11 protein-coding genes are annotated in these 12,924 nt (G+C 41.7%); 7 read left to right on the plus strand and 4 right to left on the minus strand.

The window, feature by feature from the left end; translation table 11 throughout:
• Positions 1 to 32: 32 nt before the first annotated feature.
• Positions 33 to 2,780, plus strand: a complete 2,748-nt coding sequence (rbbA, locus tag T489_RS0107930; RefSeq protein ID WP_037319284.1) for a ribosome-associated ATPase/putative transporter RbbA — start codon at positions 33 to 35, stop codon at positions 2,778 to 2,780.
• Between the two features lie 63 nt (positions 2,781 to 2,843).
• Here rbbA and T489_RS0107935 read toward each other — a convergent pair whose 3' ends face one another.
• The 3 genes from T489_RS0107935 to T489_RS0107945 all read right to left on the minus strand — a co-directional run bounded on the left by T489_RS0107935 (position 2,844) and on the right by T489_RS0107945 (position 6,411).
• Complete coding sequence (locus T489_RS0107935; RefSeq protein WP_031579522.1) at positions 2,844 to 5,087, minus strand: S8 family serine peptidase; 2,244 nt, start codon at positions 5,085 to 5,087, stop codon at positions 2,844 to 2,846.
• Positions 5,088 to 5,144: 57 nt separating this feature from the next.
• A complete protein-coding gene (locus T489_RS0107940; RefSeq protein ID WP_031579523.1) occupies positions 5,145 to 5,609 on the minus strand; it encodes a hypothetical protein in 465 nt (154 codons plus the stop codon).
• A 349-nt stretch (positions 5,610 to 5,958) separates the two neighbouring features.
• Positions 5,959 to 6,411, minus strand: a complete 453-nt coding sequence (locus T489_RS0107945) for a hypothetical protein (protein ID WP_031579525.1) — start codon at positions 6,409 to 6,411, stop codon at positions 5,959 to 5,961.
• A 586-nt stretch (positions 6,412 to 6,997) separates the two neighbouring features.
• Between T489_RS0107945 and T489_RS0107950 the strand changes: the two genes are divergently transcribed.
• Positions 6,998 to 8,515, plus strand: coding sequence for a transposase (locus T489_RS0107950; RefSeq protein WP_084155464.1), 1,518 nt, complete (start codon positions 6,998 to 7,000; stop codon positions 8,513 to 8,515).
• A 143-nt stretch (positions 8,516 to 8,658) separates the two neighbouring features.
• The gene (locus tag T489_RS15615; protein ID WP_255326987.1) at positions 8,659 to 8,793 is read left to right on the plus strand and encodes a hypothetical protein; all 135 of its coding nucleotides are present in this window, start codon (positions 8,659 to 8,661) and stop codon (positions 8,791 to 8,793) included.
• Positions 8,794 to 8,823: 30 nt separating this feature from the next.
• On the opposite strand, the gene T489_RS0107960 is transcribed toward T489_RS15615, so the two are convergent.
• On the minus strand, positions 8,824 to 9,198 hold the full coding sequence (locus T489_RS0107960) for a hypothetical protein (RefSeq protein WP_031579527.1): 375 nt from the start codon (positions 9,196 to 9,198) through the stop codon (positions 8,824 to 8,826).
• A 3-nt stretch (positions 9,199 to 9,201) separates the two neighbouring features.
• On the opposite strand from T489_RS0107960, the gene T489_RS15755 reads away from it, so the two are divergent.
• The 4 genes from T489_RS15755 to T489_RS0107980 all read left to right on the plus strand — a co-directional run bounded on the left by T489_RS15755 (position 9,202) and on the right by T489_RS0107980 (position 12,612).
• Complete coding sequence (locus T489_RS15755; protein WP_084155465.1) at positions 9,202 to 9,312, plus strand: type II toxin-antitoxin system YoeB family toxin; 111 nt, start codon at positions 9,202 to 9,204, stop codon at positions 9,310 to 9,312.
• Between the two features lie 167 nt (positions 9,313 to 9,479).
• Positions 9,480 to 10,148, plus strand: coding sequence for a hypothetical protein (locus T489_RS0107965; RefSeq protein ID WP_031579528.1), 669 nt, complete (start codon positions 9,480 to 9,482; stop codon positions 10,146 to 10,148).
• An 89-nt stretch (positions 10,149 to 10,237) separates the two neighbouring features.
• Positions 10,238 to 10,900, plus strand: a complete 663-nt coding sequence (locus T489_RS0107975) for a recombinase family protein (protein WP_031579529.1) — start codon at positions 10,238 to 10,240, stop codon at positions 10,898 to 10,900.
• Between the two features lie 20 nt (positions 10,901 to 10,920).
• On the plus strand, positions 10,921 to 12,612 hold the full coding sequence (locus T489_RS0107980) for an AAA family ATPase (protein ID WP_031579531.1): 1,692 nt from the start codon (positions 10,921 to 10,923) through the stop codon (positions 12,610 to 12,612).
• The last annotated feature ends 312 nt before the right edge of the window (positions 12,613 to 12,924 follow it).

Consider the following 12,924-nt stretch of genomic DNA (forward strand, 5'->3'; position numbering starts at 1 on the left):
CACGTATAAGGCTAATAACCTGCTGAGTAATTATGGATAAGATTAAAAACCCCCGGGACATTGCGAATCCCGTGATAAGCATAAGTCATCTGAGCCATTCCTACGGCAGGGTATCGGCTCTTGACGATGTTTCCCTGGTGCTGCCGGGAGGAACCACCATCGGACTTGTCGGTGCCGACGGGGTCGGCAAGTCCACGCTGCTGTCCGTAATTGCCGGAACCAGAATTCTTCAGAAGGGAGAGGTGAAGGTATTCGGCAGAGACATAACCAAAGCCGCGGAACGTAAATATCTCTCACGTCTGGTTGCATTTATGCCTCAGGGGCTCGGCAAAAATCTCTATCAGACACTTTCCGTCCGCGAAAATCTTTCATTTCATGCGGATCTGTTCGGGCTGAACGGCAGAGAGAAGAATGCCCGCATCAGAAGACTCATGGCCGCGACTTCTCTTACTCCGTTTGCGGACAGAGCCGCAGGCAAGCTCTCCGGTGGCATGAAACAGAAGCTGTCCCTCTGCTGCGCCCTGATCCACAGTCCGGAGCTGCTGATTCTTGATGAACCGACGACAGGTGTCGATCCGCTATCAAGACGTCAGTTCTGGAGACTGGTTGATTCTCTCCGCTCAGAAAATCCGGGAATGACCGTTATCGTATCCACCGCATACATCGACGAAGCTGAAGGCTTTCAGCACACCATCATGATGAATGACGGTAAAATCATTGCCTGCGACAGCACTGCGGAAATCATGAAGTCCATGAATGCCGCCACTCTGGAAGAAGCCTACATGAAACTCCTTCCTTCCGACAAGAGAGGAAAGGAAGGCGGATTCAGGATACCTCCGTATACGCCGGACAGCGACGGTGTATATGCCATAAGTGCCACAAATCTAACCCGCAGATTCGGGAGCTTTACCGCCGTGGACAACGTAAGCTTTGAAATCGGAAGAGGCGAGATCTTCGGTTTTCTGGGGTCTAACGGCTGCGGCAAATCAACCACCATGAAAATGCTTACCGGTCTGCTGGAACCTACATCCGGTGAAGCCAGAATCATGGGGAAGGAATTCACCGCCGGCAATCTGGAAATCAGAATGAAGGTAGGCTACATGTCCCAGTCCTTCTCTCTGTACGAGGAGCTTACGGTAATGGAGAATCTGTATCTTCATGCCAAGCTCTATCACATACCGATTACTGAACGCGGCAGAGCCATAAGATCCGTGCTGGAAAGATTCAGCCTTACGGAGCTCAGACACACCAGGCCGTCATCCATGTCCCTGGGGCTTAAACAGAGACTTCAGCTTGCGGCGGCCTGTCTCCACAAACCGGAAATTCTCATTCTGGATGAACCTACATCCGGGGTGGATCCGGCGGCAAGAGACATGTTCTGGGATTACCTCATTAAACTCTCCAGGGAAGACAGGGTAACAATTTTCGTATCAACTCACTTTATGAACGAGGCGGAAAGATGTGACCGCATTTCCCTGATGCACAGAGGCAGGGTACTGGCGGTAGGAACTCCGGAGGAACTTAAACGAAACCGCAATGAAGATACTCTGGAAGAGGCCTTTATTCATTATCTTGAAGAGCAGAGTGACGCGGTTGAAGAGATTCCTGAAAGCGCCGGCACTGAAGACTCGGTGAAGAACATCACCCATGGAGGTTTTCTCTATACGCTGTCCATCATCAGGGCCTTTGCCGTTCGTGAAGGCAGGGAAATCCTCAGAGACAAAATACGAATGTTCTTCGTAATCTTCGGAGCCCTTATTTTTGAAATATCGGCCTCATACGGCATTTCATTTGACATGACGCCGATGCCGTTTGCGGTAATCGATCATGACGGTTCGCAGGAAAGCAGGGCGCTTGTAAATGAATTCAGGGGATCAGCCTATCTTTATGAAAAGGAAATCGATTCATCGCTGCCGGCGGTAAAGATTTTTCAGAAGGAGCATATCAAGCTTCTCATAGACATTCCTGACGGCTACGGCAGTTCACTGCTTAAAGGAGAGAAGCCTGAAGTAGGCTTTATGATCGACGGGGCCTTCCCGACCATCTCAAACAACGTCCGCGGATACGTAAGCGGCATCATGAACAGATACAATGCCTCGCTGACTGATCCACACGGAGCAAAGATCGCCTCAGAGCGCAATCCGTTCGAAATCCGCTTTATGTACAACGAGATCTTTAAAAGCGTGTATGTCATGGTTCCCGGTCTCATCATGCTGTCTCTCGTAATGTTCCCGGCCATGATGACTGCTCTGGGGGTTGTGAGGGAAAAGGATATCGGCACCATCAGCAACCTTTATACGTCTCCTGCCGCAGTCTACCAGTTCCTTATAGGCAAGCAGATACCTTATATCATCCTCTCAATGATAAGTTTTCTGTGCATGACGGCCTGTGCCGTGTACGTTCTGAACGTCCCGGTCAGAGGTTCATTCTGGGCTCTTACCCTCGGGGCTTTTCTGATGATTACGGCCTCGTCATCTTTCGGGCTTCTGATATCCTGCTTCGTGCGTACTCAGGTGGCCGCAATTTTCGGGTCGGCAATACTCTCCATTCTGCCAGCCATCAACTTTTCCGGATTTCTGTATCCGCTTTCAACTCTTGAAGGTGCGGCATACCATATGGGTAAACTTTTCCCGTGCTCATGGTTCCAGATTATCTGTCTCGGAAGCTTTACCAAGGGACTGAGTTTTGACAGCTTCTGGAGAATGTACGTGATAATTTTCACTATGGCCATGATATATCTCAGTTTAGCCTGCATTCTTCTGAAAAAACAGGAAAAGTAACGTGCAGGGAGACCAGTCGTTCATGTCAAAACGTAATGATGACAGACCGGTCCCGAAAGCTTTCTAATCAGGATAGACATCCATAACGAGTTTCATGCTTTTATTGAGAGATTTGACGTCAACAGGACAGACGCTCCTTATTCGAAGGCGCGTGACTTCCGATGTTTCCATACGCTCGTTGAAGAAATCAGATGTGGTCAGCAGGAATTCACCTTCGACCACGTCGATCTCATTGGTTGTTCTGAAATGAGCACCGTCAAAATCCCAGTTGGCATATACCGGTTTGATAATTGATAAGGTTCCGCGCGGAGAAGTCATTTCAATCTGCATCAGACTGTTGGCATAATAAGCGGAATACAGATTGCCGTCACCTGCCTCGGAACATTCTGAAATACCGACATCAGGCTCAGCGGCATAGGTAAAACCGGCCATGTCAAACGCCACATTGTCTATACGGAAAGAGCCTTCCACCTTTCTTTCGGTATCACTGTTAACGAATCTGCTGAAGTAACAGGTAACAGTCCTGCCATTATCAGAAGAGGAGCAGGGGGCTGAATCATAGCTTCTGTACTGCAGAGGCAGCTCTGATCTTCTGCTGCATTCTTCATCATCATCGCAGGAAAGAGCAAGCTTAACCGCCGCTTCCGCATTGATCACCCCGAATCCGTAATAATTTGAGTACCTCAGACCTGCTCCGTTTTCATGCCATCCGGCATCAAGAGTGACACTGGCATTATTCATCTCCTCGACATTCTGGATGACGCTGCCGTAGTCCAGTGAACTCCATCCCGGAGTCTTGTCATTAGAGGAGGTGACTGCCAGTATATAACGAATCTGGGGAACCGTAATATCCGGCTTTGCCTGTTTAATCAGGGCTACTACACCTGACACTGTCGGTGTTGCCGCAGACGTTCCCGAAAACGTATGAGTATAGTATTTTCTGAGATCATAGTAATTAGGATCAAGACGCCACGGGGTGCCCGCATCTTTTGCGTCTGCGTATTCCTGCGGATCACGACTGGACTTGGTGGTTACGATTCCCGGTGAAGTAAAATCAAGATCGTAATAACCGGGTTCACCTCCAAATCCGGTTACCCATATATACGACCCGGTACTTGAATAAGAAGCTCTCACACCCTGCGAATTAAGGGAGGCAACATTGACTGCATATCTTGCGCGGTTGAAAGATGAGGTCTGATTGAACTGACAGTTGACAGATCGGAGAATACACTCATCGGAAAATCTCCTGCTTCCTTCAAAACTTACGGAATAATACTCATTGCCGGCCGCACGGATGAACGGTATATTGTTTTCCAGCATTGACTGAAAATACATTTCAAGTTCAGGCCTGTACGAATAGCTGCTGTCGTATCCGAGACTGGCGCTTACCATTGAGACGTTCCCGGGATCAGTGAGATAACTGAAAGGGGCTTCCCAGTAATAATAAGATGTGAGAAGGGACTCATAGCCTATGCCGCGAACACCTTTGCCGTTTCCCGCAGTGGCGCCTATAAGACCGGCCACCTCTGTTCCGTGAATGGACAGGCCGGAGGAATTATCGAGGTTTACACCGTAAAGTCCTTTTCCATCCGGAGTAAACCTGCGATCCTTCAGATCCTCATGATTAAAATCAATCGGCTCATCAAGCACCGCAACCTTCACGTTTCTGCCTGAAACCGGATTTCCGTCAGCGTCGGTAAGATGCCATGCGGGAATAACTCCGGCATCATATCCGCTTACAGGACCTGTAATGAAGGAAAACGGATTCTGACCGATGTTTCTTATATGCCACTGATCAGGAAAAACCGGATCTCCGTGTCTGGTACCGGCCCCCACGTTCATGGTGAATTCGGTATGGTTATCCTCTTCATCATAGACCGTAAATTTTTCGGTAAAGCCGTAACCGTCCTGAGTGGCGTACAGTACGCGCTCCGGAACAGTGTAGTATACGGTTCCCTCAGGAGCTTCGGCTCCGGTTACGGGATGAGTGTCTGAAACATCCCCGAATTCCGCCTGTATGCGAAACGGCTGAAGGCCGGTATCTTTTTCTCCGTAATCAGACAGAGGTTCGGTCTCCTGCTGCTTTGCATAACTTATCAGAAACGGTCTGCCGCTGAAAATATCACCGTATTCAGCAACATCCAGAATTACCCCTGCATCGTTCTTACCGTTTAATTTAATGCCGTCATCACTGACAACGTATTTTCGGCTGTTCGACGGTGAGGATTCTCCTCCGCATGCCGATATGGCGACGGCCAGGGCAGACATCAGAAAGGCACCTAAAATGCGTTCTTTGTTCTTTATCATATCATCCTCGATGGCACTGATTACAAAACAGGAATGACCGGGTTCTGCTAAAAATAATTACCTGCTGTTTTTAAGGGAAGGAATGATGCCGTGCTCAAAAGCAGGAGCAATCTGTTTGATTCCCTGAGTCCTGTTAAGTTCGTCCTGAACGGACTTCCATTTTTCATACGAACCTACGGTAATTTCGTACACGCTTCGACTGAGCTGTTTTGCCTGCAGATCCGCAGGAATGCAGTTAACGTTCTTCGGGCAGGTTACCAGTATTTTATTGACAATAATGTAGTTATGGCCGTTATCATTTTTTACGAAAGCAAGATGTGACGGATCCTTCCGCCCCCTGACAACTTTTTTATCACCGAGGGGACCCAGCAAGTCTTCGGCCGGAAAACTTTCATCTGCAGAGACGACTCTGAAGCCGTCCGTTATGATTTCCTTTCCGTTTTCATTCATGGTAACCGCCTGATTGTTTGAACAGGCCGCAGCCGAACACAGGGCTGCAGCAAGAATAAAAGCTTTTTTCATAATTCTCCTTTATACTCAAGAGCTGATGAGATCGTGACGGGGACTGAAGGTGAATTTCATCTGTCGACACAAGGGAAAATGCCATCCTTCAGAACAGGTATAAGTATAAAACTTCTGACGAAGAATCAGGCAAAATATGTATATTAATTAGAATGAGATCAATATAAAAGAGCAGTTGACTGTCGCAGATGATAAGAACATGCGGAACAGCCTGCCGGTCAGTACTGACAGTGTCGGGAAAAGCAGTCAGGGATATTCAGAGACAGTGGCCTGAAAAAAAAGTGAGACAGGGGCTTAGAAAAATAGTGAAACAGGCTCCCGAGATCTCAGAAACCTGTTAGGTATGAAATTATTTTAATGAAGGCTTAATGCCGTCGTAGTATGAAGGAGCTACTTTGCGAACGGCGATACTGCGACTCATTTCATCCTTCATGGTCATCCACTGATCATAATTGTAAACAACAATCTCGTAGCAGCCGGCACTCACCTCGGTAGCGCTTACACCTGTAGGAATGCAGTTCTGACCATTGGCACACTGAACCAGAAGTTTGTTCTTGATAATGTAGTTATTGCCGTCATCGCTTCTCACAAAAGCAATATGATCAGGTGATTTCTTTCCCTTTACAACGGTTTTTGCACCGACCTTGCCAAGCTCTACGGCATTTCCGACCTCTGAACCGGATTCCAGAACCTGAAAATTGTCGGTTATTACTGAAACGCCGGGACCTTCAGAACCTGCAGCTGCATTAATGCTGATTGCGAATGCAAGAAGCCCGAAGGCTGAAGTAAAGGTACTTTTCATGATTTATCCTCGTTTATAGTTCTTATGTGTGTTTCTACCTTCAGCACAAAAGCTGAAATAAACGTCCCCCAAAAACATGCTGCGGCTCAGGTACAGGCCTCAGTCATGCATGCACGGACGTATGTCAGAAAAAATTCTGCTAACAATTATCAAACATTAATTATACATTAAAGTATATACATTTTAACCTTTTTTAAACGTTTCTGCAAAAATTTATTAGATAAACGTCAAAATAATTACACAATTTACCCATAGATAGCAAACGCTAACATCAATACTGTTTGTCATAAGTTGTTATTTTTGATAATAATTACATCAATTATCCGCATTGAATAATGGTTAATAAATCTTAATTCATCCGTCCCGGTGGAGCTTTTTAAACACAATCATTGACTTGATTATACATATGAAAATTGCTTATTTTAGCAAGAATTGTACAATTTCTCTCCTTTAAATCTAATCTTTGGTCTATAACATTTTTTCTGCTCTGTTTTACTATAGAAAACAGAGCATTTTTCTTGTGTTTTTAGTGAAATTATACATATGTTTGTGTTATAATTTATACATATGATAAGGACGCTGATTTATGACTCGAACATCGACTGTAACTCCTGATAATGTAAAAGAATATCTGCCTTGTAAAAGCACTTCTGCTCGCTTGATTAAAGGGACTTATTACGTATACAAATACACCGCTGTTAAACTACCTTCTGGTAAATGGGGTACCGATTCTGGTTATGTGATTGGTAAAATAATCCCAGGAAAAGGATTCATGCCTAACAAGAGATACATGAAGGAACAGGAAGAATTGGGTATTGTTTATTACAAAGACGGAATTACTGATGTTGCGTATGGTCAGTATGGATTGCTTATGCATCTTTCTGCTGACGTTTATGAAAGGCTGAAGAAACACTTTCCCTTGGAGATGGCGACACAGATCTATTCATACGGTCTGATTCTCAGCGCAAATAATTTTGTATACAAAGATCAGGTAGATGAATATTATCAGGAAAGCTTTCTTTCCGTATTGTTCGGCGACTACTCTTTCAAAATTGGATATAAGGCGTTGAGTTCACTTCTTCATCATCTCGGAAGTCGAGGAGAACCGGTCAGGGATTTTGAACAGTCATTAATTGATGAGTGCTCAAAGAACATTGCGATTGACGGTCACGTAATCAGATCCTGTTCAGAGCTCAACGATCTTGCCGAACCAGGTTACAAAACAAAACAGCTGAAAGCACCACAGGTAAATCTTCTTATTGCCTATGATACAAAAACCAACATTCCTCTTCTATATAGAACTTTTCGGGGTTCCAGTGTTGATAAGAGAAGCTGTGAAGCAATGCTCCGTAGCCATAATTTCACAAATGTAAAGTTTGTCGTTGATAAAGGGTTCCGTTCTCCTGCAATATTGAAGGCTATGTCCTCAGATGGAAACAGTTACATCATTCCTGTTCTTACAAGCGATAAGAATTTCAAGAGAATCAAGGAGAATCTTGAATATACCGAAGAATTCATTTACAAGATCGATGCAAAAAACAGCGCAAGAATTCTTTATTATCGTGAGGAGTTGCAGGAAGGAAAAACCATCACTGTATACAAGGATGTGGATGAGAACAACTCCAAGAGAAAAAGTTACAGAATAAACATGGATCTTTCAGAAGATGGATATACACAGGAAGGATATGATGAGCATTGTGACTGGTGGGGAGTATATATTCTTGAATCCACAACCGGTTGTACTGCTGAACAGGATTTCAAAGATTACAAGGACAGATGGTCGATTGAAACCTTTAATAATTACATCAAAAATGATGCAGGTTTCACCAACCTCAAAATACAGGATTACTATGAAGAACAGGGATTCAATTTCATTATGCTGGTATGCGGGGTTATTCATGCAAAACTGAATCGGGCGGTGATAGACATGAAAAAGCCTAGCATTTCAACAGTTGATATACTGCTGAAAGCCGGACATATGAGAATGGTTAAAAGCAAGGACCATATCTGGGAACTAAGGAATACCCGTACCAAAGATATTGAATTACTGGATGAACTTGGATTTAAGCCAATGAAAACTTTTAGTGCAGCAAGTAACACCTAATTTATTTGCATATGTATAAAAGTGGCAATGATTGTGTTTAAACATATATTGATATTCGCGACAGCTCCTGACCTTAGAGAAAAGTGGATTATAAAGACAGGCATGATATAGGATCATGAATACAGGCAACCTCCACGGAGCACATGATACAGAGAATCCAGAAAAAAGCAGTCATGGATATGACCAAAAAGAAAAGACCTGATACAAAAGGAGGAGATGTCACCGACTCTCCTCCTGTATTACAGGCTTCATTATTTCAGGAAGCCGTTTCATCATGACATCTGTTCAGCGAACCGGACACGTAACGATCAGTTGAATCTTTCGGTGCTGCCGGATTCTGAATATCCGATATTACCGTTATCTTTGCGGTCAGATGTATCATCCGTAAAAATACAGTGACCGGTAAGACTGAAATAGCATGTATAGGCGTAACAGATGGTTATAAATATAATTGCAACCGGAATCATGTACATGGCAACAGCACCCGGTGATGCGTGATGAGAGATCATATAAAGCAACGGCAGGAAGACCAGGCCCCCCCCAAAACAAACACATATGGTAACGGCAAAAGACGCTACCGTCACGGACAGATTCTTAAATGATGCCTGAATTCCTTTTGCGATGGCGGAAAATACAGATTCATTTTCTCCGTCAGGTACGAGCAGATACTGGCCTAACATCATTCCATTTCCGATTATTGGAGTGTTCGGATAGATGAAAAGAATCGATTGGTTTTTAGAATTGTAGGTGACTGTATTGAAATTTACCAGTGTGCTACACATTATGGTGATAAATAATCCAGCAGATATCTAACGGTTTAAATAGTGTAACCTATATATATCGTGAAATATTTATTTGAGACATATCATATATACCCTAATAACATTGGTTGTTAGGGTATACTTATTTGAGATACGGTGATATAGTATACATTGGTAATTTTATAAATTTGGAAGGAATTAAGATGGCTAATGAATATATTGAATTAGATAGAGCCTATATGAATCATGTTGGATGCTGTGGAGACATGTATCAGGAAAGAGATAGTTTTTTGAATGAAGAAATAAAAAATAATTTTCAAAAGGTTTTAGATAAGGTAAAACCAGTAAAATTTTTTAGACCCTGTTCTGATGAAGAAGTAAAAAAATATGATTTAGATATGCATAGAGATATTTGTAATGCACTTGATTATGAAAAATGTTACAGAGTACTGTTAGATCAGGTAAAACAAAAAAGTACTGAAGAAAAGATTGATTTTTTGCTTCCTTATGTTCCATACCTACGAGGAATTTTACAAGCAGACAGTGCTGTTCTTGATAATGAGGATGTTTTTGAAACCTATCGCAAGAATGGTACTGTAGCCTTTTTGCTGGTATATAGATATGAGCACAATATATCTATATTGAGTGATTTACGTATGGAATTTTCTGGTGAAGCTGTGGATGATTATAATGTTCTTTTGTCTAAAAAATTGTCCAATGAAATGATTATGAAAGAGCTCGATTTTCAAAAAAATAATCCCGAGGAGTATCAGAAACAGATAGAAAGTAGAAGAAAAAATTTTGATGAAGATATGGAAAGATTGATTCAGCTTGCAGAAGCTAATGGATTTGCGATAGACATGAAGGAATAGGTATATGAAAAATGTATCTTTTGTTATTCCTCAAGAAATGCAATTACAGATAAGAGGGACTAAGCAAAGAAAAAAGGGCGTAGCAGATAATGTCTAGTAAGGGAAATGTGAGAATATATATCAGAGTTTCTACTGAAGAACAGACTATCCAACGTCAGGAGCATTTAATTGATGATGCCAAGGCTCAAGGTTTTTATATCGCTGGCGTTTATCGAGAAAAAGCTTCTGGTGCTATAGAGGACCGACCTGAACTACAGAAGCTTATAAGTGAGCTTCAGCCTGGTGATTTTGTTGTGGCTGAAAAAATGGATCGAATCAGCAGGTTGCCGATTCAAGATGCAGAACGTTTGATTGATCAGATTCGTGCAAAAGGAGCCAGATTACTTGTTCCAGGTATAATAGATTTTTCTGATATAATCGACAAAACAGACGATACCATGTCAAAAATTGTTTTAGAAACAATGCAGGAGCTTCTTCTCAAGATAGCTTTACAGATGTCACGGGATGATTATGAGTTCAGGAAAAAGCGTCAGCATGAAGGCATTGAAATTGCGAAACAGAAAGGTAAATATACTGGACGCAAAGCAAATAAAGAACTGCACAGAAAGATTATTGAATGTCATATTCTGAATAATCCTCCATTATCCATATCTAAAACTGCCAAATTGCTTAATACTACTGTCAGCATGGTCACAAGAGTATGCGGTTTGTACAAAAAAGATAGTAATTACCTGAAAACACTCGATGAATAGTTGCGTTGTGGGAGATATTTATGAGTGGTATTTTTTTTAATCCAAATGGAAATAATGCTTTCACGGAAATTGTAAACAACCGTATCAGCAAAGTTTTTGTAGATAAAACAGGATTCATTGGAGAAACTATAGACAGACTTGATTCGGATTCAAAGCTGATAGCTTTTACCCGACCTCGCAGATTTGGAAAAACCATAATGGCGAGAATGCTGGCCTCATATTATTCAAAAAGTGTCGACAGCATGGAGCTATTTTCAACTTTAAAAATATCAGACTATAAAGGTCAGAAGCTGATTGATAACAAGGTAACTGACATAACTTATAAAACCTACCTTAATAAGTTTAATGTTATTTACATTGACATGAATACGGTCGATACTAAATATCTTACCTATTTAAACGGAGAAAAAGTAAAGAATGTAGCGGATATCGTTGATTTTCTTGAGTATCAGATTATCAGCGAATTAAAAGATCATGTACCTTTTGGGCCGATATTGGAAAAGGCTAAAATAGGCAATATAGGTCTGACCAGTGCACTGTCATCCATACATAAATCTTTAGGTATTACGTTTATTTTGATTATGGATGAATGGGATTTGATCTATCGTGAATACCGTGAAAATGGAAAACTTCAGACGAAGTTCATAGATTTGCTAAGAGGTATGTTTAAGTCATCAGATTGTTTGGAATGTTTCTCCCTCGTTTATCTTACAGGTATACTGCCGATAAAAAAATACAATTCCCAGTCAGCTCTTAATAATTTCAAAGAATACAACATGCTGAGACCTGCTCCTTATGAAACATATTTTGGTTTTACCAAAGATGAGGTGGAGGAAATAGTTAAAAAACCTTTATGTAAATTGACTCATGAAGAACTAAAAAAATGGTATGACGGCTATAAACTAAATGGCAAGGATATATATAATCCTAATTCAGTTGTTTCTGCTATTGTTGATGGAGTTTGCCAGCCGTATTGGAGCGGAACATCATCAAATGAAGAAGTTATTCGTTTGATAAATATGAACTTCAGGGGAATTAAGACTGATATTACAAAATTGATAGATGGCATTAAAATTCCATTCAATTCAAATAATTTCCAGAATGATATGGTGACATTGAAGGATAAGAATGACATTTTTAGCTTGCTTGTATGTCTTGGGTATCTAGGATGTATCGAGAAAAAGAACGGCTTAAAGCTCGCTCATGTTCCGAATCAGGAAATTAAACAGACGTTGCTGTCTATTGTAAAAGGCCAGAAATGGAGCAGACGTACGGATATTGTAAAACGCTCGGAAGCCTTGCTAAATGCCATCATAAAAAAGCAAGATGGAGAGAAAGTTGCAGAAATAATTCAGGATATACATAACTCTTCAGCTGTGTCCCTTCTTGATTATAACAGTGAAGAATCATTAACTTATTGTGTTATGACAGCTCTGCAATGGTCAACCATGGATATTTACGACAGCCACAGGGAGGAACAGGCTGGAAAAGGAAGAATTGATCTTGTATATGTTCCAGAGGATGATGAGTCCCCTTTAATTATTATCGAGTTTAAATATGGGAAATCAGCTGAAGAAGCTATAGAGCAAATAAAGAATCAAGAGTATTACAAACGATACAAGAATCAGTACCGTAATATAATGCTGGTTGGAATTAATTATAGTAAGTCAACAAAAGAGCATCAGTGTTTGATTGAAAGACTTTGTAACTAAGTGAATGGGTTTATGAGCATGTGAAAATCTTTCTGTAAATAGAAAAATATCCTGAGAAAATTTTTTAAGCAGTAACCAGAAGGTCACTGCTTTGGTGTTATTAATATTACCTGTTTGTTTTTATAAGTCAAGATTTATGTTTTATAAATAAAATAGTCAATTATTTCTATTGAAATTTAACTATTTTTATTAAAAAACAAAATAATTCCTAGACGGAAGTTTCAGCTTCCGTCTTTTGTTCATACCGGAAATCAGTCTGGTAATCGGCCTTCATACATTATCTGAAATTCACCGTAGATTACTCCCCAGTTT

Origin of the sequence: Ruminobacter sp. RM87, assembly GCF_000701925.1 — a bacterium.
GTDB lineage: Bacteria > Pseudomonadota > Gammaproteobacteria > Enterobacterales > Succinivibrionaceae > Ruminobacter > Ruminobacter amylophilus.